At 43.2% G+C, this 24,719-nt stretch carries 21 protein-coding genes, 1 tRNA gene and 1 pseudogene; 8 read left to right on the top strand and 15 right to left on the bottom strand.

The window, feature by feature from the left end:
* Positions 1–12: 12 nt before the first annotated feature.
* Positions 13–423 carry a nucleoside diphosphate kinase regulator gene (gene rnk, locus FKN88_RS03110; protein ID WP_004396497.1) on the bottom strand — a complete coding sequence of 137 codons (411 nt, stop codon included), beginning with the start codon at positions 421–423 and terminating at the stop codon, positions 13–15.
* Positions 424–663: 240 nt separating this feature from the next.
* On the opposite strand from rnk, the gene phnR reads away from it, so the two are divergent.
* Complete coding sequence (gene phnR, locus FKN88_RS03105; protein WP_161438268.1) at positions 664–1,383, top strand: phosphonate utilization transcriptional regulator PhnR; 720 nt, start codon at positions 664–666, stop codon at positions 1,381–1,383.
* 88 nt (positions 1,384–1,471) lie between these two features.
* On the opposite strand, the gene FKN88_RS03100 is transcribed toward phnR, so the two are convergent.
* A complete protein-coding gene (locus FKN88_RS03100) occupies positions 1,472–2,260 on the bottom strand; it encodes a siderophore-interacting protein (RefSeq protein WP_306687210.1) in 789 nt (262 codons plus the stop codon).
* Positions 2,261–2,430: 170 nt separating this feature from the next.
* Between FKN88_RS03100 and FKN88_RS03095 the strand changes: the two genes are divergently transcribed.
* Positions 2,431–2,958 (top strand): NUDIX hydrolase, encoded by a 528-nt coding sequence (locus FKN88_RS03095; RefSeq protein WP_004396491.1) that lies wholly within the window; start codon positions 2,431–2,433, stop codon positions 2,956–2,958.
* Positions 2,959–3,085: 127 nt separating this feature from the next.
* Positions 3,086–3,589 (top strand): RNA-binding S4 domain-containing protein, encoded by a 504-nt coding sequence (locus tag FKN88_RS03090; RefSeq protein WP_004396489.1) that lies wholly within the window; start codon positions 3,086–3,088, stop codon positions 3,587–3,589.
* Positions 3,590–3,628: 39 nt separating this feature from the next.
* Here FKN88_RS03090 and FKN88_RS03085 read toward each other — a convergent pair whose 3' ends face one another.
* Complete coding sequence (locus FKN88_RS03085) at positions 3,629–3,817, bottom strand: hypothetical protein (protein WP_004396488.1); 189 nt, start codon at positions 3,815–3,817, stop codon at positions 3,629–3,631.
* Between the two features lie 117 nt (positions 3,818–3,934).
* Here FKN88_RS03085 and FKN88_RS03080 point away from each other — a divergent pair, with 117 nt between their 5' ends.
* The gene (locus FKN88_RS03080; RefSeq protein ID WP_154171112.1) at positions 3,935–4,372 is read left to right on the top strand and encodes a TM2 domain-containing protein; all 438 of its coding nucleotides are present in this window, start codon (positions 3,935–3,937) and stop codon (positions 4,370–4,372) included.
* A gap of 76 nt (positions 4,373–4,448) precedes the next feature.
* On the opposite strand, the gene FKN88_RS03075 is transcribed toward FKN88_RS03080, so the two are convergent.
* Complete coding sequence (locus FKN88_RS03075) at positions 4,449–5,681, bottom strand: OFA family MFS transporter (protein ID WP_158145042.1); 1,233 nt, start codon at positions 5,679–5,681, stop codon at positions 4,449–4,451.
* A 396-nt stretch (positions 5,682–6,077) separates the two neighbouring features.
* On the opposite strand from FKN88_RS03075, the gene FKN88_RS03070 reads away from it, so the two are divergent.
* Positions 6,078–6,152 (top strand) — tRNA-Gly (locus FKN88_RS03070).
* 199 nt (positions 6,153–6,351) lie between these two features.
* Here the strand turns inward: FKN88_RS03070 and FKN88_RS03065 are convergent.
* The 4 genes from FKN88_RS03065 to clcA all read right to left on the bottom strand — a co-directional run bounded on the left by FKN88_RS03065 (position 6,352) and on the right by clcA (position 12,747).
* Entirely contained in the window at positions 6,352–8,961 is a 2,610-nt protein-coding gene (locus FKN88_RS03065; RefSeq protein ID WP_170905266.1) for an EAL domain-containing protein, read from the bottom strand.
* A gap of 219 nt (positions 8,962–9,180) precedes the next feature.
* A complete protein-coding gene (locus tag FKN88_RS03060) occupies positions 9,181–10,131 on the bottom strand; it encodes a tripartite tricarboxylate transporter substrate binding protein (RefSeq protein WP_158145045.1) in 951 nt (316 codons plus the stop codon).
* A 145-nt stretch (positions 10,132–10,276) separates the two neighbouring features.
* Positions 10,277–11,233 carry a TDT family transporter gene (locus tag FKN88_RS03055; RefSeq protein WP_004396481.1) on the bottom strand — a complete coding sequence of 319 codons (957 nt, stop codon included), beginning with the start codon at positions 11,231–11,233 and terminating at the stop codon, positions 10,277–10,279.
* Between the two features lie 116 nt (positions 11,234–11,349).
* The gene (gene clcA / locus FKN88_RS03050; protein ID WP_004396480.1) at positions 11,350–12,747 is read right to left on the bottom strand and encodes a H(+)/Cl(-) exchange transporter ClcA; all 1,398 of its coding nucleotides are present in this window, start codon (positions 12,745–12,747) and stop codon (positions 11,350–11,352) included.
* Positions 12,748–13,218: 471 nt separating this feature from the next.
* Between clcA and FKN88_RS03045 the strand changes: the two genes are divergently transcribed.
* Positions 13,219–14,202, top strand: a complete 984-nt coding sequence (locus FKN88_RS03045) for a GTP-binding protein (protein WP_158137302.1) — start codon at positions 13,219–13,221, stop codon at positions 14,200–14,202.
* A gap of 73 nt (positions 14,203–14,275) precedes the next feature.
* Here the strand turns inward: FKN88_RS03045 and FKN88_RS03040 are convergent, their stop codons facing one another.
* From FKN88_RS03040 to FKN88_RS03010, 7 genes are all read right to left on the bottom strand, one after another.
* Positions 14,276–14,980: an ABC transporter ATP-binding protein gene (locus tag FKN88_RS03040; protein ID WP_004396460.1), complete on the bottom strand. Its 705-nt coding sequence runs from the start codon at positions 14,978–14,980 to the stop codon at positions 14,276–14,278.
* Positions 14,973–16,253, bottom strand: a complete 1,281-nt coding sequence (locus tag FKN88_RS03035; RefSeq protein ID WP_161439194.1) for an ABC transporter permease — start codon at positions 16,251–16,253, stop codon at positions 14,973–14,975. Before FKN88_RS03035 ends, FKN88_RS03040 begins: the two co-directional genes overlap by 8 nt.
* A 1-nt stretch (position 16,254) precedes the next feature.
* Positions 16,255–17,472, bottom strand: coding sequence for an ABC transporter permease (locus FKN88_RS03030; protein WP_170905268.1), 1,218 nt, complete (start codon positions 17,470–17,472; stop codon positions 16,255–16,257).
* The gene (locus tag FKN88_RS03025) at positions 17,472–18,743 is read right to left on the bottom strand and encodes a TolC family protein (protein ID WP_170905269.1); all 1,272 of its coding nucleotides are present in this window, start codon (positions 18,741–18,743) and stop codon (positions 17,472–17,474) included. The genes FKN88_RS03030 and FKN88_RS03025 overlap by 1 nt, the downstream gene beginning before the upstream one ends.
* Positions 18,733–19,860: an efflux RND transporter periplasmic adaptor subunit gene (locus tag FKN88_RS03020; protein ID WP_306687209.1), complete on the bottom strand. Its 1,128-nt coding sequence runs from the start codon at positions 19,858–19,860 to the stop codon at positions 18,733–18,735. Before FKN88_RS03020 ends, FKN88_RS03025 begins: the two co-directional genes overlap by 11 nt.
* Positions 19,861–20,159: 299 nt before the next feature.
* Positions 20,160–21,104: a ribosome biogenesis GTPase YlqF gene (gene ylqF, locus FKN88_RS03015; RefSeq protein WP_158137307.1), complete on the bottom strand. Its 945-nt coding sequence runs from the start codon at positions 21,102–21,104 to the stop codon at positions 20,160–20,162.
* Positions 21,105–21,416: 312 nt separating this feature from the next.
* Positions 21,417–22,502: an ABC transporter substrate-binding protein gene (locus FKN88_RS03010; RefSeq protein WP_158145054.1), complete on the bottom strand. Its 1,086-nt coding sequence runs from the start codon at positions 22,500–22,502 to the stop codon at positions 21,417–21,419.
* Between the two features lie 395 nt (positions 22,503–22,897).
* On the opposite strand from FKN88_RS03010, the pseudogene FKN88_RS03005 reads away from it, so the two are divergent.
* Positions 22,898–23,950 (top strand): annotated as a pseudogene (locus tag FKN88_RS03005) (FecCD family ABC transporter permease).
* A gap of 1 nt (position 23,951) precedes the next feature.
* Complete coding sequence (locus FKN88_RS03000) at positions 23,952–24,719, top strand: ABC transporter ATP-binding protein (RefSeq protein ID WP_004396438.1); 768 nt, start codon at positions 23,952–23,954, stop codon at positions 24,717–24,719.

Below are 24,719 nucleotides of genomic sequence, written 5' to 3'. Positions count from 1 at the left end.
AGGTCAAAGCGTTTAGCGGTTATATTCGCCGTTGCGCTCAGGTTGATCGATAATATCGATGATTTCGATGGTCCGCTCAACGCCATTTGGCATTGGCCAAGTCAGTTGTTGGCCTTTAGAAAGTCCAAGTAGTGCGCTACCAACGGGAGCGAAGATAGAAATATCATCATTACCCTTCACATCATGAGGGTACACCAAGGTTTTTTGCATCACATCGTCGCTGCCTTGAAACTTAAATTTCACGGTAGAGTTCATAGTGACGACATCCGCAGGGATCTCTTCCGGGTTTAAAACAGTGGCTCTGTCGAGTTCATTTTCTAGACGTTCTAATTCTTTAGACAACTTAGGTAGTTTGTCCATCAGTGCGCTAATTCGATCCATATCCAGAGTGGACACGATAATCGCGTTATTATTGTTTGGCATTTTATTTTCTCCAAAAAGAAATACCGCCCTGAACGTATCAGGGCGGCATAGAAACTGATTTAATGGTACCGCTTGGCACCTATTGTGTTATAGAACATAAACCGAATGGAGAGAAAATACAATCTATATGCCCATAGTTTTACATTTTTGCGCTACTATCGACATGTCAGGTATGGTTAGACTCTACATTTAGCGCGGTCGATATGCATATCAGCACTATCATTTCAATCAAGGACTATCGTGCAGTATTTAGCGATTAAAGACATTATCATCGAACAGATAAGCTCTGGTCAGTTATCCGCCAGACAAAAACTGCCTTCGGAACGTAAGCTGGCTGAATCATTCTCAACCACAAGGGTAACGTTGCGTGAGGCACTCTCTTTACTTGAAGCCGAAGGGCGGATTTATCGAGAAGATCGCCGTGGTTGGTTTATTTCTCCTTCGCCACTGCGTTATGACCCAACGCAAAATCTAACGTTTGAACAATTGGCAAAAACTCAGCAACGTGTTCCAACGGTTCAATTGCTCACGGCTAAAAGTAGTTTAGCCAATCCGCAGGCCAGTCGTTTATTGCAGCTCAAGCCTTTTTCAGAAGTGTATCATCTTGAGCGTGTCCGTTGCTTAGAGCAGAGGCCTGTTGCTTTTGTGACCAATTATCTAAGCCCAGAGCGTTTTCCGAATTTACTGACTTTAGAGTTAAGCCAATCACTGACCTTGCTTTATCAGCAACACTTTTTTACCGAGTGTGCAACGATACGCTATCGTATTACTAGTCGATCTCTGTTGGGGGAGATGGCACAAGCGTTGCGTACAACGCAAGGAACGCCAGCGATGGTTATTGAGCGAGTGAGGTATGATGCACAAGGTGGATTAATCGATACGGAGATAAGTTATTGGCGTCACGATGCCATTGTGATTGAATCTTTGTTGACGATGCAGGAACCATGCTACGACGATTAAAAATGATAAAACGCGACGGGATATAAGTAGAGTATCAAGCCGCGTTTTAATTAAGCCTAAACCAATGATAGGCAGAAGTCAGTTAGCCTCAACTATTGGCTTCTGCGTCTTCTCGTTTTAGCACTTTATGTCCATCTTCCGTCACGCCATTTTTCCAATAGCTGCTGATGTATATATGATCGCGTTCCACTTGCTTGTCATTGCGAAAATATTGACGAAGTTCACGCATTGATTCAAATTCACAAGCACACCAAACGGTGCAAAGTCCCGCCAACCAAGGTTGAGCTTTTACTGTCTGAGTTAGTGTTTCCCCCTGAACAGTATGAGCCCAGATGATTTTGACTCCTGGTGGAGCAACTAAAGGTTGTTGATCGTCAGGATGAGAAATTTCAATTACGGCATAGCCTTGAGTTTTTGGGTCTAAGCTCGTTAGTGTTGTTGCTAGAGCAGGAAGTGCTGTCATATCAGCAGCTAGACAGACCCAGTCGGCTGCCCAATTCGGGCCCTGGCTTTTACCTGGTCCGGCGATGAATACTTCATCTCCCACTTTTGCGTTTTCTGCCCAGCGAGCGGCAAAGCCACAGGATAGATCCTCGGTAATATGTCGGACGAAGTCGACCGTCATTTGATTGCTATGAGGGTTGAATTCACGAATCGTATAAGTGCGTAAAATCGGTCGCTCGGTTGGGGTTAAACGCGAGAGATCAGGATCACCTTGTGGGGTAAAAACCAATTTAAAATAGCCGCCAACACTTTGTTCACCAAAATGGGCAATCGTGTCGCCTTGTAGCGTAATACGTTGAATGTTCGGAGAAAGACGCTTGGTCTCGGTGACTGTAACCCGATAGAAGTCACGTTGTTTTTCTTGAGTTGCCATATTTATTCATCAAAGTAGGGAATCATTTTCTCTATTACCTTAGCGGTAAATGAATCATTCGGCAATGATAATCGTTGTCGTTTCTATCTATTCAGAAAAACACAGAGCGAGTCTCACGCCGCGTTAAGGATCATGATAAAATCGGTCATTAAGAAATAATAAGGTAGTTTATGAAACATTTACACACCGCGACGCATCCCGAGGTGACGGAACTCAGTCAACACACTATTGTCCAACGCCAAGCTGCACGAGCGATCGTTACCGATGGCGATGATATTTTGCTGCTCTATACTGAGCGTTATCATGATTACACTTTACCTGGTGGGGGCATTGATGAGCATGAAGATATTATTCAAGGCTTAGTCCGTGAGCTCGAAGAGGAGACGGGAGCTAACAATATTCACCATATTCAACCTTATGGTATTTATGAAGAATTTCGTCCTTGGTATCGAGATGATGCGGATGTGATGCATATGATCTCCTACTGTTATACTTGTAAAGCTGATCGTCAGTTAGGTGATACTCGTTTTGAAGATTATGAAATAAAAAATGGCATGCGGCCGATGTGGGTGAATATCCATCAAGCGATTGCTCATAATGAGCAGACAATTGCCAGCAGTGATAAAAAAGGCATGAGCATTGAAAGAGAAACCTTTTTATTACGTTTAATTGCTAAAGAAATGGCGATGAAGCCCTAAAATAAGTCATGATACCGCCTAATCGACAGTCTTGTTGGCTAAGATAGGTATGACAAGCCCTGTTTCTGGTCTTGTCTGTGAGTGTATTCGGTATACACTAGCGCGAAATATTGAATGAGAAATGATCATGAGTCAGAGTGTTGACGACCAGCAAGAAGTAGAAATTGAAGCGATTGGCGTAGAAGTCGATAATCAGCCGATTGAATTATACAAAGTACTCAAATTAGCGAATGCAGTGAGCGGTGGTGGAGAAGCGAAGCATGTCATCGCTGAAGGCTACGTTGCGGTGAATGGCGAACTAGAAGCGCGCAAACGTCGTAAATTGTACGATGGTGATTTGATTGAGTTCAATCAAGAATATTATCTGGTGATCTGTGATGCGCCAGTGACGGAAACGATTGAACGTCCATTAAGTGCAGAAAAAGCGCCAACTAAGAAAAAAGCCACGCCTTCGGCACCTAAAGCTAAAAATACGCAATCTAAGCTCACTCAGAGCTCAAACCGTCAAACTGACCAAAAGAAAGCAAAAAATAAGATTAAGAATAAGACAAGCAAAAAAAGTGTTGATACATCAGTCGTTGATGATCAACTTGATAACGAAAGTGGACGCAGTCGAATCCGCTTTTTTTAGTATGATATAGCAAGGGAGCCAATGACTCCCTTGCGTTATTTATCGCCAATCATCGTCAATAAACGTTCTTCCTTCGAGTGCATAAGGGTCTTCATCGAAAGGATGCTCCATTTTGCCTCGAAGTTGCTCTAACTGTTTTTCAAGGTGGTTGACCGTTTGGAAATCACCTTCTGAACACGCAACATAAATTTGTTGCTCTAAAGCATCAATGTTATCTCTAATGTTCATCTCACACCTCCGGTTGTTTACGTGAGTTGGGAGTTACTGGCTATTCATGGTTAGTATATACCCTGTTTTGGGAATGTGCAGAGATGGCAACATTCATTATCTGAGGTATAAGTAAAAATGAAAGGCACTGTTATTGATTTCAATCAGTTCGACCACACTGGGCTTATTTCCGGTGAGGACGGTAATCGATATCCACTGACAATATACGAGTGGAAAGGTGAACAAGGACCAAAAATTGGTCTTACTGTTGATTTTTTTGTTCAGGATGGTCAAGCCACAGCGATTTATCCATTACCGAGTAGTAAATCATCGAAGAAAATTGTGGCCGCTTTATTGGCGTTTTTCTTCGGCTCGCTAGGGGTACATAAGTTTTACTTAGGGTATATCAAACAGGGGTTGATCATGTTGTTTGCCTTTCTGTTAGGCTTTTTGTTACTTGGTATCCCTTCAGCGATCATTGGGATTATCGCTTTTGTTGAGTTTCTTATTTATGTGACGAGATCCGATGAAGAGTTCGAGCAGACCTATATTCTGAGTCGTAAACCTTGGTTTTAGAGTGTCCGAGTATATAAAAACGCGCTGCCTTTTTAGAGCAGCGCGTTTTTTTAGGGGAAAATGTTGATCCGCAAGATTAAGCGGTTTTCAACTCTAATACTTCTGGGCGAGTAATGGGTTTGGTTACTAAAGCCAGCAAAATACACAGTGCCATCATCGCGGCTGAGATACTGTAAGCCAGCTGATAACCGCCACCATGGGTCATCGAGTAGCCGACCACGGCTGCGCCAATTGCGCCACCAATACCCCATGAGGTATAAAGAACGCCATAGTTGGTGCCGTAATTTTTCAAGCCATAAAATTCAGCAGTGATCGATGGGAAGACAGCAAGTAACGTACCGTAACCGACAGCGGCGATGGCAGTACCGATGATCAGTGTCCATTCAGAGTCAAATTGAGCAAACAACATCATATTGGCTCCTTGCAGTAAAAAGGCGATCAGTAGAGTTTTTACGCCGCCGATTTTGTCGGACAATACACCTGCAGCAATGCGCCCACCTGAGTTGAAAATCGCTAAAATAGAGGCAAGATAAACGGCATTAGGTAAGCTTGCTTGTACGCTGGCGATATTGGTTATATTACCAATAATCATTAAGCCGACCGATGCGGCTAAGGCATACATGACCCATAAGGCGTAAAACTGTGGAGTTCTTAGCATGGCTCGCCATGTCATATCATTATTGATAGAAACTTTTTTCGCTTGCTGACCAGCTTTTAATGTTGGTTCAGCGGGCACATAATCACTTGGCGGATTATTGATGGTGCATGCTAACGGTACTGCAATGACCAGTACACCAATACCCAGTAAAATAAAGCTAGTTTGAATACCATAATGAGTGATCAGTGCTGAGGTTAAAGGAGCAAGATAAATAGCGGCTAAGCCAAATCCAGCAGCAATTAATCCATTAACCATCCCTTTCTTTGAAGGATGAAACCACTTCATGGCCGATGGTGATAGACAAGCATAACCAAAGCCAATGCCGGCACCAGTGATGATCCCAAAAGTGATATTGAGCATAGCAACCGATGAAACAAATCCGGAGGCAATCATGCCTAATCCGGTTAACGAGGTACCAAGAATAAGAATATTACGGGGTCCCATCTTATCTTGTAAGACACCAGCGATCAGCAATGAAACCGAGAAAGCGATAGTGGCAAGTGCATAAGGGGACGAAGCATCGGCTGCACTCCAGCCAAAATCATTGACGAGCGCTTTATTAAATACGCTCCAAGCATATAGGATGCCAAGACAAAGGTTGATACAAAAACCAGCTAGAAGAATACGTAGCGCTTTATCAATCTTGCTCATTAGTTGGGATACTCAAAGGTCAGTTCAGGAAAATGCCAACGGCATTAGTTAAAAATTAGTTTGCAATTATCAACACAAATCACAAAGCGCGCGGATTATAACCAATATCGGTGTGATTGGAATCACTTTTCACATTCGATTGAAGAAAATAATTGATAGTGGTTTAGTAGAAGCATGAACTATTTCTGTGGATGATGGAATAGGGCTGATTAGGCGAACAAAATTGACATTTCGGGAGAAAAAATGCCTCTCATTTGACCTGACAAGATTAAAACTTAACCCATTGAAATCAATTTGTTTATTTTACAAGCAAAAAAACTGAAATTCTAAAAAAAGGCTTTTCTTTTCTTATAACTGTGGCAATATACACCCCGTAAGCAAGCCAGACCAAACAAAGCGTGCGTCGTATAATGGCTATTACCTCAGCCTTCCAAGCTGATGATGCGGGTTCGATTCCCGCCGCACGCTCCAAGCTTACTAAAATCCGTCAGAAGTTATCAAATAAAGCGCTTAGATGCGCTGTTTTTTTATCTTTATGTTTAATAAATGTTTTTCCTCTCATAACCGTTTACCATTTGCAAGAAAGCCTCCAGTTTATCTTTGACGTCTGTCTACCCAGTATCCAAATCTATCAAAGCCGGTTTCTGATAATATTAACCACAGAGTTGCGTTAATTTTTTTTGGCTGTTGTCGGAATACCATCAGGATAATTAAATGGGAAGGCTTCGAGAGGGACAGGACGAGAAAATAAATAGCCTTGGAAATCCAAACAACCGTAGCTAGCGAGAGCCAGTCTTTGTTCTTGTGTTTCGACGCCTTCAGCAATCACCGCTAAGTTCATGCTTTTCGCCAATGAGACAATCGTACGAGCAATATCCGCATCATGACTATTGGTGAGTAAATCACGCACAAAAGATTTATCAATTTTGAGTTGATCTAAAGGTAATCGTTTTAAGTAGTTGAGTGATGAGTAACCCGTTCCGAAATCATCGAGAGAAAAACTCACCCCATATTTTTTTAGTTGCGACATTTTTGTGATGGTATCTTCAAGATCTTCATGAAGCATACTTTCTGTGAGTTCCAGCTTAAGACGATCAGGATTCGCTCTATAACGTTGCAACGCTTCTAGAACTTGCTGAACAAAACCAGTTTGATGGAATTGCTTGGCACTGATATTAATGGCGAGAACCAGCGAGTCAGTGAGTGGTGAGTTTTGCCATACAGCAAGGACTTGGCAAGCTTGATCTAATACCCACTCGCCTAAAGGAAGAATTAACCCGGTTTCTTCAGCAATAGGAATAAACTCTATTGGTGAAATTGTCCCCTGTTTAGGATGTTGCCAACGAATAAGGGCTTCAGCGCCAGTAAGTTGACCATCATGGGTGACTTGTGGTTGATAGTATAAAGTGAATTCATTACGAGTTAAGGCGTGGCGAATATCATTGGCCATGGCTGCATGCTCTAACACTTTGGCTTGCATTTCTGGATTAAAGAATCGATGTGTATTGCGACCCGCTCCTTTAGCCTGGTACATGGCTAAGTCGGCATGCTTAAGTAATTCATCAATCCCTTTGGTCTCACCGAGGAAAAGGGTAACGCCGATACTTAATGTGCTAAAATGTTCAATATTATCAATGTAATAAGGCTTGGATAATGTATCAAGAATCTTTCTGCACAATAAATCAGCACGTTTAGAGGCGATGTCTAAATCCGAATCCAGTTGTTCAAGAATGATCACAAACTCATCGCCACCGATTCGAGCAACGGTGTCCGTTCTACGTACACAATCAAGTAATCGTTGACTGACTAAGGTTAAAAATTTATCGCCAGTATCATGGCCTCGAGTATCATTCAGGGTTTTAAAATCATCCAAGTCTAAATATAAAATTGCACCGTACTGGCCATTTCTTTGGCTATTTAGTCGAGCTGATTCTAAGCGCTCCATTAATAACTGACGGTTAGGTAATCCAGTTAATTGGTCATAGAAGGCGAGCTGTTTTATTTTGCTTTCTGCGGCTTTACGTTGAGTGATATCAATTAACGTGATCACATAATTAATGATTTCATCTTCATGATCACTGATGACGGCAGTGATCATTGTCCACTGTAGATACTCTTCTCCATTTTTACGTTTATTAAAGATTTCACCTTGCCATGAACCTTGTGTTTTTAATTGCAATTCAAGTTCATCGTAAAAGCTTTGATTATGACGACCCGAGCGAATGACTTTTATATGATGGCCTAGTACATCTTTTGGTTGGTAACCGGTAATATCAGTAAATGCTTGGTTCACTCTAAGAATGTGTTTTTTTTCATCGGTCACAACCATACCTTCGGCTGACTCAAATACCGTGGCGGCAATTTTTAGATTTTCCACCATATGCTGCATCGCATCTCCCACTTGATTGTATTCATATATTCCAGTAGGAGAAAATGATACTCTTAGTCCTTTTTGAATACCTTGAATATAGTCGGTCAATTGGCTTATCGCTCGGCTATGACTTAGATGTAAAAGCCAAGCGGCAAGAATCAGCAGCAGTAAAAAAACACCAGATAATAAAAAGAACGTTTGCCAATAATGTTCAGAGACAGAAGTAAATCTCTGCTTATCGATACCCATTTTTAAGTTTAAGGGATATGCTTTATTGTTAATGTTCAGGGTTGCATTTAATAGATATAGATTTTCATAAGCACGCATCTGTGATGAAGTTTTTTCTTCACTAGAATGTGCTGGAAGCGCGATACTTGGACTGTATTGAATCAGTCTTGCTTGCTGATAATGAATAGAAAGAGCATCTAAATCGGCCCGTTCAGCGAGAGTCTGAATAAAACTTCGGTTTTGACCAATCGCCAAACCAATAAACATATAGCCTCGTAATTGAATGCTTGCAGGGTCAAAAATTGGAGTCGCTTTCAGTAAGGCGGTTAAATTTGGACTATGCACTAATGCCCATTCACTTGTGTAATGTAGAGGAGAGCGTAATGAATTTAACATTGGTTCAATATTGTATAAAGGGAGTCCTGCATCCATTAAAACCTTGCCCGAGGAATCGGTTAAAAAGAAAATATCAAGGTTTGCTCCTAATGCTGAATCTTGAAACATATAGATCATATCTTCAGCAATGTTATTAAACTCAAAGTTCTCACCAGTTAATGAAGTGAACACTTGATTAGATGCAGTCGTGTGTAAATAAACCTCTAATAAATCTAGACGATTTTCTATTAAACTTTGTACGGTTCTTTGTCGCTGCGCTAAACTATTTTCAATTTCTGAATGCAAACTGATTTCTGCAGTACGTATTGAATAAAACATGGAAATAAGAAGGGTAAACAAGCTTAGAAAACCAAATAGCAAAGTAATTCGGGTAGTGAATTTGAGTTCCCACCTGTTTGTTTTGCTTTTTTTTCCTATTTCTGAGCTTGAAGGCATTAATGTGTCTCTCCGAAAATTTTATTATTTTATAATTCTAACTATTGCACTATTGCACTATTGCACTATTCATTGAGACTCTGCAATTAATTGTTTGTACTCTTTTACTTGGGCGTTGAATAATTCAATTAATGCGGATTCATTCATAAATATAACGGGCATTTTTATTGTCTCTTCTGTGACTTTTTTAAATCGTGCGTCTTGAGTCACTGATTGAAGCGCTTTGGCTAAAATATCGACTTGATAGTCAGGAGTATTGGCTGGAACGGTAATCACACGGATCGCATGCATACTTACGTCGTAACCGAGTTCTCTTAAGTTAGGTACTTGTGGATAATGGGCAAGCCTTTCATCCGCCAAACTGGCAAGGACCCGCATTAGTCCGGAGTCAGTATAAGCGCTATGTGTGCCGCCACTAAAGGCAAGGTCGGCATCCCCAGAAAGGATTAATGGAGCCATACCCGCTCCTCCGGTCGTTGGCATAATACGTAATGTAATGCCTTCACGCCGCATGATTCGATTGATCACGAATCGATCTTGAATGTTTTGCGACGCATAAACTAAGCCGGGGTTGGCTTTGGCATAAGTAATAAACTCGCTCCACGTAGCAAATGGAGTATTAGGACCAGTGACTAAAGCAATTTGATCAAGAGTAATACCAGCCACGTATCGAAAACTGGTTAACTGGTAAGAAGCCGGAGTTGCTAACGGTGCGAAGGTATAAGGCAGAGAAAGTCCAAATTGAAAGGTGTAGCCTTGATCGCGACTGTTTGCCAGCATGGCTGCCGCTGAAGCTCCTCCAGCACCAGGATGGTAAAGAATATTAACGGGTTGGCCGAGTTTTTCGGAAAGAACTTTCGCGAGGACTTGCCCTTGAATATCCGTACTGCCACCTTGATTAAAACCAATCAACATAGTCAGTGGCTGGGTAGGAAAGTTGGATTGAGCAAACGTTGGTACTGTTACTATCAATGTTAATAACAACAGTACTAGGTGAGCTAATTGTTTGGTTTGTCTCATTATCGTGCCACCTATTTTGTTGAATTATTCTAAGTTTAGGAGCGGTTTATGGTTCTGTCTATGGCAAGCGATCATGATAAATTATCAATGGTTAACGATGATGGTTTATTTGCCCATATTGAGTATCGACGCGGTCGGTGATGATTTACTTTACGATGACGGGAGGGGATGGCCAATACATTTTCCAGTATCCCCAAACAACCCAAGCGACGAGTCCTGTAGCGACAAGAAGTTCAAATAAACCAAACAGATGTAGCCAGTACCAGTGTGGGTAAAATTCTGAAAAATAATCGGTTAAACGATGCATCGCGATAGCGCTGATCACCGAAGGAAAAGTAAGCGCAGCAATTGAAGGTTGAAAGGCTAAACGCAATAGTCTGAAATAACAAAGATAAATTAATAGCGTCATGGTGATGGCAATACCCGCTAAAGCACCAGTGAGGATCGGATCCGGGGTAGCAAAATTGACCAGATAGGTGGCGAGAGTAAGGTTAATCGGCGCAGCCATGATCGCTAAGGTTGGACGTGCCCGTCTGGGCAGCATGCCTTCAAAGACTAAGCGATAGAGTACCACTGGTAACATCACAAAATAGATAGCAACACAGACACTAACCAGCGTTTCAGAAAAAACAGTATGGCCAAATTGTGTCCCAGCAAGAGAACTGCTAATCAGACCGACTGGGTAGAGAAACCAACTGGGAACAATATTGGAGATTTTAAAATTCAGGAGCTGAAAGCGAAAAAACAGGACCATCATGGTCATGTGCAACAGTAGGGCTAGAGCCCATATTGGATAAGCAATACTTGGAGAAATAACCGCTAAATAATCACATAAAATTAATAGTGCCATACTCATTGGAGCCATTAAACTGCCGTGTAGAGGATGACGGAGATCATTAATAAATGAAGAATAACTAGTGAGATATTTACCTAAAACGGGCAGTAATAATAAACTACCAAACAGCGCAAAGTAGGGATGGAAAAGAGCTCCCCAGGTTGGTGAGTAGAGTGTCCAAGCTTGACCTAAACCAATAATGCCCAATGCCAAGGCTGCTTGTGAAGCGGGTACGCTTTGTACATGCAGTAATTTTTTCCAGTGCAATGTTCACTCCATTGAGACACATAACGAGCCATAAAAACAGCGGCGATTCTAGCAAGTTATGTCTAACATGGGTAATCAATCACTAGATGATTATCACAAAATGATCACATTTATAGCTAATGACCATTGGGTAACTCTTGTTGGCGCAGTTTCTCTTTTTTGATGGTTCTGTGCAGCAGCTGGCTGTAAATAGGTTTGCCGCCTAAAAGCTGAGCAAAAATGACTGCGCCGAGACTGGTAATGATTAATGGTAAGATTAAATAGTAATTATTAGTCATTTCTATCACCAATAAAATACCAGTGATCGGTGCTCTAACCGTGGCAGCAAATAGTGCTCCCATGCCGGCGATCGCAAACATGCCTGGTTCGATATTGAGCTCTGGAAACCAGCTTTGAACAATTAAACCAAAGGCGTAGCCAAACAATGTCCCTAATGCCAACATGGGAGCAAAAATGCCACCGGGAGCACCAGAACCGAAGCAGAGTAGAGTCGTAACAATCCTTCCTAAAAACAATAACAGTAATATACCGGTCGTATACTCTCCCATCGCTACTGAGGGGATTAAGCCAATACCTCCACCGGTAAGTTCAGGGATGTAGAGCAGAGTTAAACCAAAGCATCCTCCAAGTAGTGAGCCAGTAAGAAGGTAACGATGACGGAGGTTATGGTGAATGCGAACAAAGAGGTCTTGACTCAAGGTGATCAGTTTATTGAAGAGCACGCCGAAAGCACCGAATAATATGCCAAGTAATAGGAAAAACAGTAGGGATCTCAATTCTGGGGCCGAATATTGTGGCAAAGTAATCACCGCTTGTTGGCCATTAATGACTCGGTACACAATATTGGCTGACACGGCTGCAATGATCACACTTCGTACAGAAATAAAGCTGTAGCGAAATTGTGGACGCATCTCTTCCAATACGAACATAATGCCCGCAAGAGGCGCATTAAACGCGGCGGCAAGACCACCAGCAGCCCCAGCAGCAAGCAAAGAGTGTCGAGTATCATCGTTTTTTACTCGAAAAACATCAGATACCATTCGACCCACGGCACCGCCCATTTGTACGGTTGGACCTTCTCTTCCCAAAACCATACCTGAGCCAAGTGCGCCCATACCGCCGATAAATTTAACCGGTAAAACGCGCCACCAGCGAACTGGACGAATGTTATCCATTGCTCCTTCAATTTCTGGTATACCAGAGCCTGCGGCTTCAGGAGCGAATCGATGAACGAGGTAGTAGCCGATTAAGGCTAGTCCAGCGCTGATCAAAAAAGCGGCTAGCCAAAGAGGAACCAGTGAAGTAATCGAACCCACTAACCATTCGGTGCGTGACTCAGAGACGAAATGGACGGCAAGTTCGAAATACGTTGCGATCAGTCCGGCGAGTATCCCGACGATCATAGATAGAAATAGGATCGATAATGAAAGCTTATCGTTGGCAAGAAATTGGCTAAAGCTGTCTTTAGGTATTTTATTGAACAATCGATGAGAGAATTTCTCGCGGACAAGCATGTACACAACAGCCTTATAGAGGTAACAAAATGTAAATTATACTTAGCCAATCCTTTAACTGTAGTTTTAAAAATGAAATATTGAATTGGAAAAATAGCTATTGTATCGCCATTAATGATGATTTTTGAACAGGATCGCAAAGTCATATTTCAACCGAAAAAAAGACGATAAAAAAATGGTGTTTTTCTGAAAATGAGCGATAGTTAAGGCGTAAGGCAAACAGAGTATTTCAACAGGAGGAAACGCAAGCCTTACCTACAATTTGGATGGATTAAACCTACAATTCAAATAGCCTCGATTATGATCAGGTTGCAACTATAGCCTTCCTGATTCGCACAACTCACGATTGAGTTCCGAGGATTAAGGCGCGCTCATACAGTGCGCCTTTTGCTGTTTAGGCGCTTCTCCTCAGCTCGTTTCAGTCTACACCTCTTTGTTTTTTGTATATACTCCGCGAAAAGGAGTACCACGATGACAAAAAAAGTACCGACCAATATTATTACTGGCTTTCTTGGCGTGGGTAAAACGACCACGATTTTAAACTTATTGAAGCATAAACCGGCGGATGAAAAGTGGGCGGTGCTGGTTAATGAGTTTGGTGAGATAGGTATTGATGGCGCGATAATGTCCGAACAAGGGGCATTAATTAAAGAAGTCCCGGGTGGGTGTATGTGCTGTACGGCGGGTGTACCGATGTCTGTGGGGATTAACACCCTGTTAAGGCAGAAGCCCGATCGTTTATTGATCGAACCGACAGGCTTAGGGCACCCCAAGCAAGTTATCGCCACTTTAACCTCTGCCCAATATCAGCCTTATGTTGACCTCAAAGCGACCATTGCACTGGTTGACCCTCGTCATTTAAGTAATGATAAATATTTGATGAATCAAAACTTTAATGATCAATTAGCCAGTGCTGATGTGATTGTTGCCAATAAAGTTGACCAAGCAACGCCAACAGATGTTGAGATGTTCCAGACTTGGTTCGCCAGACAGCAACCAGCGAAAGCGGCTTATCAGTTAGTCAGTCAGGGCAATTTATCGCTCTCGATGCTTGATATGGAGCGTAGTGCGGAAAGTGCATCAAGCCATATCGAAGCTCATCACCATCATCATGCCCAATTAGAGCCACAGTTTGCTTTAGCCCCGGGACAAGCATTTCTACGTAAAGAAAATCGTGGTCAAGGCTACTACAGTTGTGGCTGGTTATTTGGTGCAGAATATCAGTTTGATTTTGATGAGCTGTTTTCGATGCTTAGCGCCTTAACCGCTGAACGGGTCAAAGGGGTTTTGAACACGACCAAAGGCTGTTATGCCTTTAATGCCAATAACGGGGTGTTATCGGTTAACGAGTTAACCCTACAAGGCTTTGAATCTCGTTTAGAAGTCATTGATTCACAATTGATGCCATGGGATCAGTTGGAGTCAATTTTATTGACCTTAGCCAACATCAAATGATGATTGATTCAGAAAGATAAGAAGGCCGTTTCTCAGCCTTCTTATCTTCTCTCTAGAGTAGTGAGTTTCAGCGTCATTCGCTTTGATGAACAGGCTTATCCGATAACACTTTACCATCCTTAATAGTAATGATCCGCCGAGTGCGCTGCGCCAGTGCCACATCATGAGTGACAATAATTAATGTTCGACCTGCTTGATGAAGCTGATTGAATAGCGTTTCGATCTCAGCACCCGATTTGGAATCCAGTGCCCCCGTGGGTTCATCGGCCAAAATGATTTGCGGATCATTGACCAACGCACGGGCAATGGCCACTCGCTGCTTTTGACCACCAGAGAGTTGATTCGGCTTATGATAACGACGATCGCCGAGGCCAACGCTGTCTAATAAATGCTCGGCACGCTGACGCCTCTCTTTTAGCGTTGTGCCGCTATACACCAGTGGCAGGGCGACATTATCAATCGCATTCGCATAATCAAGTAAATTAAAACTTTGAAAAACAAAACCAATTTTTTGATTTCTTATCTTGGCTAACTGGTGATTGGTTAACGATGATACCCGTTTATCTTCCAGTATATAGTCACCGCTGGTTGGTGTATCTAAACAGCCGAGAACATTCATCAGGGTTGATTTTCCTGAACCTGATGGACCAAGAATAGCAAGGTATTCGCCTTTATCGATATTCAGTGAGACATTATCCAGCGCTTTGACTTGTTCTTCACCACTTCGGTAATGTTTACAGATATTGGCGAGTTGCACGAGAGGAGATTGATCATTCACTTTGTAATGCCTCTAATGGAGTGATGTTTGCTGCGCGATTAGCGGGAAACCAAGCCGCAACGACGCCGATGATGACTAATGCCGTCATCACCAAAAATAGAATGGGCCACGACAGCTCTGGCTGGGGTTTTCCCAACTGTTCATAAAGAAAGTTACCTTGTAGTGGCAGGTGTTGGACTAAGCGTATAAGGCCGTAGGTGAAACTCAGTCCGACGATACCGCCCATCCCCATGGTTAGTATGGATTGAACTAAGTAATGAAGACGAATGTTGGCGCTGGTGGCGCCAACCGCCATTCTCACGCCAATATCTCGTGTAGCGCGTTTGACGGTCGCATACATCACATTGGCGATGCCAATGCCCGCGACACTCAGAGTAACAAGACCAATCACACCTAAAAAACTTTGCAGACCGAGTAAAAAGCGTTGCATACTTTTTTGTCTGAGTAGCATATCTTGGCTTTGAATTAACTGCTCATCACTCGGATCGGCAGAATATTTTCTGGCTAACACTTGTTTGATCACTTGAGCTAACTGTTCACGATCCGCTTGCGCAATGGGCTTGACGTTAATTGCGGCAATCGGTTGGTTGGGATGAAAACGTTGCCAAGTGCTCAAAGGGACAAACAATGCATAATCAATTGGTAGGCCTTGCTCTATCAGTGAAGCGTTGGATTTTATTACACCAATCACGGTAAAATCTTCATCACCGACTTTAACGATTTTGCCGACTGGATTAATGGTTAACACGGGCGACTGCAAAAAATCCTCGTCGCTCTCTTGATTGAATAGCTGGCTTGCAGTGGTATAACCCAGCACGATGACTTTACGTTGTTGCTGATTATCTAATTGATTAAACCAGCGTCCCCCGGGTATCATTTCTATTCCTGTCAGTTGAGCATAATCAGGACTAACCGCATACGGGGTTTGCCAACTGCTATTTTCCTGATAACGGACGGTTTTATCCCACACGGCGCTAATCTCAGCCTGTTGCACGCTCGGTAATGCACGAACCACATCGACATCTTGCGCTTGTAAGGATAAAGCTTGCCCAGTAAAGAAACGACCACTGTTGATACTGGCGTAGCCTGGTGTGATATAAATCAGTTGACCATTGCCGCTTTGCGAAGCACGGCTTAAGCCTTGTCTTAAGCCTTCACCGCTCGCTAACATCATACTGATGCACAGCGTACCCCAAGCAACAGCAAGAACGGTTAATAAAAGACGCTGTTTTTCTGCCAGCATTTCCTGAATAATTTGTCTGATTGGCAGCATGCTATCCTCTCGCACTTAAAGCTAAAACTGGCGTTAAATGTGCAGCACGGCGAGCTGGAAAATAAGCGGCACATAACGCTAGACAGGCGGTGATAAGGAGCGATCCAACGATCGAAGCACTGGTGATGATCGGCGTACCCAACCAGTCAGGTAAACCAAGCTGATTCAGCGTGGCAATGGCCAAATACGAGAGCCCAACACCTATCGCGCAGCCGAGGGTAACCAATAACGTGCCTTCGAGTATAAATTGCCAGAGGATAATTTTTGGTGTCGCGCCAACGGCCAGTCGCACGCCAATCTCTCGCGTTCGCTCGGTTACCGACAAAAACATAATATTGGCAACCCCCAAAGCGCCGACAGCGAGGGTCATCATCCCGCTGGCACCTAAAAACAGCTGAATACCGCGAAACAGGGCATTAATAAACTGAGCACCACTGCTGAAGTCTGGCAAATAAACCGCTTCGCTGTCGGTTGGGTCATAATGCTGTTGCTTGGCAAAAAACGTTTGTATGGCATGACGTAAAGCTACGCCGGGAATATCCGCTTTGGGTTTTACTAACAAAGAATAGGGGTTACTTTGCCATAAATCAGTAAAGGTGGTGCTGGGAATCATTAGTTGATTGCTCTCATTATTTAACGACACTCCACCTTCTTTTTGCTCAGTGATACCAATAATAAAAAAGGGTATGCCATTCACCTTAACGCTATCGCCTAGCGCCAATTGACCGACTTGGGCTAATTGCCAACCGATGATCGCTACTCTCGCATGATTGAATACATCATTAGGGGTTATCGCACGTGAAGCTGGACGTAAGGTTAGGCTTTGTAAAGCAAAATAATGCTGATCAACTCCAGCGACATAACCTGGTAGTGAGCGTCCTTGAGCGTTGGTAACCGTAGCATCCCATTTTCCGTACATCACCGAAAGTTGTTCTATCGCTGGTTGTTTGGCTAAGGCATGCATTTGCTCCTTAGAGATCCGGATCGGTCGTTTGGCTGGAAGCCCTTGCCATGGCTTAGCGGTTTGACCGGGAAAAGCCATCTGAGTATCACTCATCAGTAACGCAAAGGATTGAGTATTCACTCGATAAAAACCTTCACCTAAAGCGACCAAAACCAGTACCGACAGCATTCCCCAGACAATGGCAATAATGGCTAATGTGCTGCGTAAGCGGTGAGCCAATAAGGTTTGGGTAACTTGCAGAAATAGAGTGTTCATTACTGCAGCACTCGTGCGATTAACGCGATATTCTCATCATCCAATTTGCCCACTGTTTTTAGTAAAGCAATACGATGATACCAGTAGTCGTACAGACGGGTTTGTAAGGTATGTTTGCTATTAAACAGCGCATTATGAGCGGTGATCACCTCAGAGGCTTCTGTCATGCCAGCGTTATAGACCGCTTGTTTACTTTCCAGCGCGGTTTGTCGCGCCAGCACTTGTTGCTGGGCAATTTCAATCCGTTGCCATTCCAATTGCAGTTGATGAAAGCGAGTTTGAATTTCTTGTTGAATGTCAATCTCGACTTTTCTCACTGCTTGCTTGTTGTTTAAGATAGTGAGTTGAGCGCGATCCACACTAGAACGTGTCGCTCCATTTAAATCGATAGGCACGCTGAGCGTCAGCCCTGCATTCAAATCACCATCACGACCTTGATCAGTACTTTGATAGGACACGCTACCTGATAGCGTCGGGTAATATTTGGCTTTAGCGGCGTCATGTGCAAATTGAGCCGCAGTTAACTCTTGTATGCTGGCTAACAAGGTCGGACTGTTGTCTTTGGCAAGCTTAATCCATTGTTGTTCAGTCGCAAAAGGTAAAGTGGGCTGCTCTGATACCTGCGTATTGATTTCATGGATTTTATCAACTGGCTGATTAATGAGTGCTGTTAACGCATATTGTTTGCTAGCAAGATCCGATTGTGCGGCGAGTAAAGCTGCTTGCTCATCAACATGGTTAGCGCGCATATCTTCTAACTCTGTGGCGCGAATTTTACCGGCCAGATAGCGTTGCTCGGTTACATGTAGTAACTGTGCGCCTTCTCGCCATTTCTCTTGAGCAAGAGTGAGATCACCTTGGGCGCTGGCCAATTCAAGATAAGCGGTTAGTAAACGTGCGGCCAGGTTATTGTATTCCGCTTTTGCCCGCAGTTGCGCAGCAACATAGTGAGCTTGAGACTGATCAAGCGCAGACCAAGCAGAGCTATCCCAAAGGGTTTGACTCAATGTGGCGCCATAACCCCTTTGGTTGTCACCATCTTGGTTCCAACTGGTTTGCGCCGTGATATTCAGCGATGGGCGTAATACGCTAGTGGCAGTGGCAACGTCAGTTTGACTAATTTGTGATTGGATTTGCGCCTGCATGTAGGTTGGATCAGCGGTTTTTGCCGCTTGCCAAGCTTGTTCTAACGTAATAGCAAAAGCGGGCTGACTGATCGCAAGCGCTAATAATCCATAACGGGTAAAATTGATCAAGGCATTAGTTGGCATAAGAATGACCCAGCATACTGTTATCAACAATCGTTTGTTGGTTTTCAAGCCCAGAGATAATTTGCACATTGATGCCATCGGATAACCCTAATGTTACCGGCTGTGCAGTGAATCCATGTTCTGAATCATCAGCAATTAACACTTCGGCTTGGTTACCTTGAAAGCGTAATGCGCGCTCCGGTACCGTCACCACATTCTCTACTTTTTCTAAGATGATATGAGCGGTGGCTGAAAAGCCGGAGCGAAGGGTGATATCCTCTGGAAAGTTGAGCTGGCTAATTTCGACTTCAAAGCCATTATCAAACCCCGTGTTATTGCTCGAACTGGTGTTATTGAGTTTTTCAGATTGCACAGCGACTTTGCTTAACACGCCCTCGATATTTAGGGTTGGAAAGGGGGCGAGTATCACAGTGACAGGCATGCCAACCGCGAGTTGTGCCGCATCGTGTTCACTGACGCTGCCTTTAAAAATCATATTCTTCATATCTGCAATCGACATCAGTTCGGTCGCGGCTTGGCTAGAGGCCGTAGAGATGATCGGCTCACCCACCTCTACTTTTAAATTTAAAATAGTGCCATCGATCGGAGCGGTAAGGGTTGAGGTTAATTTAGCATCACCAATTGAGGCCTCGCCGCTACGGATTAATTCTAAGTTTTGGAGTTTTTGTACCACATCGGCCAATTTTGATTTCAAATCGGCTTGAGCTTGAATGTAGTCGCCGTAGTTTTTAGGAATAATATTCTGTTTAACCAGACGTTCTAAATTGGTAACGTTTTGTTTTGCTGACTCTAAACTGGCTTCACTTTGCATTAACATCGTGGTTGCTTCGGTCAGTGCCTGCGGAGTTGGGTTAGGGGTGATTTTAATTAATGGTGTTCCCGCATTCACATGCGCACCAACATGGTGGAATATCTCACCAACAATACCTTCAATTTGCGATTTAATTGATACTGAGTGAGCCGGAACGATTTGTCCCACAGCGATGGCTTGTTTTTCAATTTGGCCTAATTGTGCCGTTAAGGTCGGTAGTGATGCTTTGGGTTTTGATAAATGAGCGCTACCCCAGTAACCGCCAGCCATTAATACAATGGCGACTGCAATCCAGCGTTTGTTCATGTTAGGTTCCGTGAATGATATAAGAGCATGAATGTATGATGATGAATTGGTGATTAGGTTCCGCAGATAATTATTGGGCGGTTGTTTATCAAAGAGAGGTGTTCATCTCAGATATTCGATAGCCTACTAATCATGAGTGGATTTGTCACTCAGTGGTGTGTCTTGGAATGTACGTTTATGTATTGTGTACACAGGATGTTGAGAGTCGAAGTGTTGATGTATAAGAGGCAAGAACAAAAAAGTCACAACTTTAAGTGACGTTGTGACTTTTTAATGCAAGAAGTTCTGAAGTGTAGTTGTTAGCGCTTATTACGTAGATAACGTTTACGGCGTTCTTCTTTAATTTTCGCTTTTTCTTCCGTTTTACGGATTTCTTCTTGTTCGACTTCGATTAACTCATTAGGGATCATGTCTGGGCGTTCTAACGTAATTTTACCCAGTACCCCTTGGCGAAGTTCATGCAAGAGAATTTCCGATGCTTTATGCAAATCTACTCGCCCACCAGCGCGAAGAGCACCACGCTTTTGGCCAATGGCTTCCATCCATTCCACATCCGATTCAGGTGTGCCATCAACGTGATAGCGTGCAATAAGATTATCGGCATAATGTTTGGCAAGATACTCGACAGTATAAAAAGCCACATCCTCATATTCCATCGCGGTATCTTTAATCGCGCCAGTCGCAGCAAGACGAAATCCACTGTGAGGGTTTTCAACTTTAGGCCACAAAATACCAGGCGTATCAGACAGCACGACACCATTTTGTAAATTGATCCGTTGTTGACGACGTGTCACCGCCGGCTGGTTACCGGTTTGGGCTATCGCTCGACCAGCTAAGGTATTAATGATGGTCGATTTACCAACGTTGGGGATACCCATGATCATAGTGCGAACATTTTTGCCCACCTCTTCACGATGAGGGACCATCTTACGGCACAATTCTAAAATCCGATGGACTTCTTGAGGATTAGCGGTGGTGATGGCCATTGCTTTCACCCCTTGCTCTTGCTCTAAATGAGCAATCCACAACTCGGTCATTTCAGGATCGGCTAAATCACGCTTATTGAGTACTTTAATACAAGGTTTATCGCCGCGGAGCTGAGAAATCAGTGGGTTTTCACTACTGTAAGGAATACGCGCATCGAGCACCTCGATAATTACATCAATTTGCGGAATTGCTTCTTCAATCTCTTTACGAGCCTTGTGCATGTGGCCCGGAAACCATTGAATTTTATTGTTAACCATTTGAGTTTGTAGCCTTTCGTTTTTTGGTTTTAGCTGGTGAGGTATCAGGTGGGCATCAAAACAATCGATGAGTTTGATTGGATCGCCATACCAAACTAACCATAATTACAGCAGCTCTTATGTTGAGTATTTTAGCATTTTTATCATAGCGCGGGAATCTACATATGATGAGGTTTGTGTTTAGTTCGTTAGCGAAGATGAAAAGTGAAGCAATTAATAGGTTGTGAATAATGAAAAAGTTTACAGGAAAATGAGAATGATGAATCGATAAGCATCGAGCCCAACGAGAGCGTTGAGCTCAATGGCAAAGGATTAAGGGAGCTGAGCAACAAAGGTGCCTTTAGGGGTAACTGGCAAATATTTTTGATAGAAATCCAGATAGGCTTGCTCGGGGTTGAGATCAGTAAAGACATCAGGGTAGAGCGCCTTGGCATAAAACTGAATCATTGCGCCATCCATAATGGTTCGACATGCGCCATGATAGGCGGCATACATCCGGTTATTTTTTACTGCATTAATGGAAGACCAACCCAGCCGCTGTTTAAAGCCCGCTAGCCGTTGTTTTGCCGTTTCTTCGGCGACGTCTTGCCCTATGAGCATTGCATTGCTGGCGGTGCCGGATTCATACCCTGTAATAACAATCACATCGGGGTTGCTGGCAATAATTTGTTCAGGGTTAAGTTTTCCCCACCATTCGACATAAGGGGCTGAAATATTATCGCCACCCGCCATGGTTGAGATAGCTCCCCACATATTTTTACCAAAGGTGTAGCCCACTTCATTTACACCGCTTGCACCATATTCGGTATAGATTTTTGGTTGAGGTTTATTTGCCGCAGCCAGTCGTTGAGTTATCTTCTCGACACTTTCCTGATATTCATTCGCAATGGCTTCAGCCCGTTTTTCTTGCCCCGTGATGGTGCCAATCAGTTGGGTGCTTTTTACATGCCGTTCTACCGTTTGAGCATTATAATCGACAACCACAATAGGAATCCCCATTGCTTCAAGGCGAGAGACTTCTGTGCTCAAGGCTTTATATTGCCAATCGGCTAATAGGATAAGGTCAGGGTTTAGGCTGATCACTTTTTCTATCGAAAATGAATTGGTATCTACTCGGCCAATTTCAGGGATATCATCCAGTGAGGGACGATGGTTAACATACATCTCCCAGTTGGCTGGCCGAGCTTGCCAGATGTATTTTGACATACCAACGACGTTGTCATAGGCCGCTTCTGTACCAATAGCCATATAGTCTTCAGGGTAAAACCCAACAATAACGCGTTGAGCGGGAGCGTTAAAGGTAACTTGCCTTTCTAATACATCAGTAACGGTAGTCACTGCTGAGAGAGCTGTGGTGCTAAAAGCCATTGCAGCCATGATCAGGAATTTTTTGTACATACGATAAACTCTTCATTTGCCATTAAATGCATATTTCATATTTGGCGCTGGAATGCGCCGAACCATTGACATGATTATAAGAATAAACTAAATAATTATGCAAATAGTTATTATTTAGATGCTCAATATGTGGTAATTATTATTTATTGAATGGTAGTATTCGCGGCCAAGGCCGCATAATGCGCGCTGATTCAATGCTGGTACGAGTCACGCATATACAGGCGTGTTCGAGAAAATAAGAATGAAAAGAAAGACTTTGCTCACCTCTTTTACCATTATCTCAGCATCAGGTTTGATCACTGCAAAACTAAAAGTGCTCGAGGGTGTTGTCAGATTGCCATTGAATTTCTTCTCAACGAGTTGTTTTTGGCTACGAAAAACTGGATTAATAAAAAATGATCTCTGATACATTACAAGATGCTGTTATGACACAGCGAGAAAGTGAACGTCGCCGTAGTTGGATGTTATTTGGCTTCGGCTTATTGCTGATTGCTTCCTTTATTCTAGATATTATGACCGGTCCCTCGATGATCGATGTGACCTCGGTACTGCATGCATTATTGGAATGGATCGGGCTTCCTTTTCAGGTTGATGCTTCGACACAAGTGATTGTCAAAAATTTACGATTGCCTATTGCATTAATGGCTATCTTCGTAGGTGGATCGCTTGGGGTCGGCGGTGCAGAAATGCAAACGTTGTTGAATAATTCAATGGCGAGTCCTTATACGTTGGGAATGGCTGCCGCGGCTGGATTTGGTGCCGCTTTAGTGCTTTATGTTGGTTCGCTAGGCATAGAGAGCCATTTTGCGGTTCCCTTGGGTGCTTTTGTGTGTTGTATGCTTTCTGCTTGCTTTCTCTTTGCTCTTGCTTCTGTACGTCATATTGGGTCTGGGCAATTGATTTTAGCAGGCATAGCTTTGCTGTTTTTATTTCAATCTTTACTTTCATTAGTGCAGTTCATCTCTTCACCGGAGCTAAGCCAGTAAATTTTGTTTTGGTTGTTTGGCAGCTTATCGAAAGCAACGTGGAATAACTTGATGATCACCGCTGTCGTGGTCAGTTTGAGTGTTGTACTGTTACTAAAAGATGCTTGGAAGTTAACTGCACTGCGTTTAGGGGAAGAGCGGGCAAAAAGCCTCGGGGTGAATATTGTTCGGCTCAGGTTAAAAACATTATTTCTCGTTGCACTGATGACGGCAACGGTGACCAGTTTCGTCGGTATTATTGGGTTTATTGGTATTGTCGCTCCCAATATCGCTAAGATTTTGGTCGGTGAGGATCAACGTTTCTTTCTTCCCTTATCCTTTTTAATTGGCGCATTTTTACTCTCTACCGCCTCTGTATTATCGAAAGTAATTGTTCCAGGAGCACTTTTCCCAATTGGTATTGTTACTGCCATTGTTGGAGTGCCCTTTTTCTTTTGGCTCATTATTGGCAAGGCGCGTTAATATGTTACAGGTTAACAATCTTCATGTTCGATTTGGTGATTTAGTCTTGGCGGATGGGGTCAGTTTTTCATTACAACCGGGTCAAGTAACGGCAATTCTTGGTCCCAACGGCACAGGAAAAAGTACCTTACTCAAAACCTTGTTTGGTGATATACGATGGCAAGAAGGTGAGATCCGTTTTCATCAACAGATACTCAATAAGCACCATCTTGCGCAATGGCGTCAACAGTTTGGTTACATGCCACAAGATATTCATCTTGATGTCAACTTGTCGGTGATTGAAGTGATATTGCTTGGGCGTTTGGATGCCTTGAGTATGCGCATTGATGATAGGATGTTGAATGATGGCTTGTCGATCCTCTCTCGTTTAGGTTTACGTCATTTGGCGCATCGAGATGTCAGAACCTTAAGTGGAGGGCAGTGCCAGATGATCTTGTTTGCTCAAGCATTGATGCGTAATCCTTCCATCTTAATGCTGGATGAACCTGTCAGTGCGCTCGATTTACACCATCAACATGTGTTGCTTGAGCATTTGGTTGAGCAAACTCGTCAGCATCAATACACTACGATTATGGTGTTGCATGATCTTAATCTTGCCGCGCAATATGCAGATAATCTTTTAGTGATGAAACAAGGGCAGTTGTTAGCTCAAGGGAAACCGCAAGATCTCTTGACTTCCGAATTGATATATCAACTGTATCAGGTGGATGCAGATGTACTGGTCGATGATAAAGGGGTTCCTTTTGTTCGTACTCGACGTTCGGCATAG

This window comes from Vibrio sp. 2017_1457_13 (assembly GCF_030851525.1).
Lineage (GTDB): Bacteria > Pseudomonadota > Gammaproteobacteria > Enterobacterales > Vibrionaceae > Vibrio > Vibrio metschnikovii.
Note: the sequence above shows the minus strand (reverse complement) of the source record. Positions and strands in the feature narration are given on the sequence as shown.

What these genes read in the sequence shown, in the direction of transcription:
- FKN88_RS03100 (WP_306687210.1), bottom strand. Translation starts at nt 2,260, where the DNA reads ATGGCAACTCAAGAAAAACAACGTGACTTCTATCGGGTTACAGTCACC.
- FKN88_RS03060 (WP_158145045.1), bottom strand. Translation starts at nt 10,131, where the DNA reads ATGAGACAAACCAAACAATTAGCTCACCTAGTACTGTTGTTATTAACA.
- FKN88_RS03090 (WP_004396489.1), top strand. Translation starts at nt 3,086, where the DNA reads ATGAGTCAGAGTGTTGACGACCAGCAAGAAGTAGAAATTGAAGCGATT.
- FKN88_RS03095 (WP_004396491.1), top strand. Translation starts at nt 2,431, where the DNA reads ATGAAACATTTACACACCGCGACGCATCCCGAGGTGACGGAACTCAGT.
- FKN88_RS03025 (WP_170905269.1), bottom strand. Translation starts at nt 18,743, where the DNA reads ATGCCAACTAATGCCTTGATCAATTTTACCCGTTATGGATTATTAGCG.
- FKN88_RS03035 (WP_161439194.1), bottom strand. Translation starts at nt 16,253, where the DNA reads ATGCTGCCAATCAGACAAATTATTCAGGAAATGCTGGCAGAAAAACAG.
- FKN88_RS03000 (WP_004396438.1), top strand. Translation starts at nt 23,952, where the DNA reads ATGTTACAGGTTAACAATCTTCATGTTCGATTTGGTGATTTAGTCTTG.
- FKN88_RS03030 (WP_170905268.1), bottom strand. Translation starts at nt 17,472, where the DNA reads ATGAACACTCTATTTCTGCAAGTTACCCAAACCTTATTGGCTCACCGC.
- ylqF (WP_158137307.1), bottom strand. Translation starts at nt 21,104, where the DNA reads ATGGTTAACAATAAAATTCAATGGTTTCCGGGCCACATGCACAAGGCT.
- clcA (WP_004396480.1), bottom strand. Translation starts at nt 12,747, where the DNA reads ATGCTTGTCCGCGAGAAATTCTCTCATCGATTGTTCAATAAAATACCT.
- FKN88_RS03020 (WP_306687209.1), bottom strand. Translation starts at nt 19,860, where the DNA reads ATGAACAAACGCTGGATTGCAGTCGCCATTGTATTAATGGCTGGCGGT.
- rnk (WP_004396497.1), bottom strand. Translation starts at nt 423, where the DNA reads ATGCCAAACAATAATAACGCGATTATCGTGTCCACTCTGGATATGGAT.
- FKN88_RS03080 (WP_154171112.1), top strand. Translation starts at nt 3,935, where the DNA reads ATGAAAGGCACTGTTATTGATTTCAATCAGTTCGACCACACTGGGCTT.
- FKN88_RS03085 (WP_004396488.1), bottom strand. Translation starts at nt 3,817, where the DNA reads ATGAACATTAGAGATAACATTGATGCTTTAGAGCAACAAATTTATGTT.
- FKN88_RS03010 (WP_158145054.1), bottom strand. Translation starts at nt 22,502, where the DNA reads ATGTACAAAAAATTCCTGATCATGGCTGCAATGGCTTTTAGCACCACA.
- FKN88_RS03045 (WP_158137302.1), top strand. Translation starts at nt 13,219, where the DNA reads ATGACAAAAAAAGTACCGACCAATATTATTACTGGCTTTCTTGGCGTG.
- FKN88_RS03075 (WP_158145042.1), bottom strand. Translation starts at nt 5,681, where the DNA reads ATGAGCAAGATTGATAAAGCGCTACGTATTCTTCTAGCTGGTTTTTGT.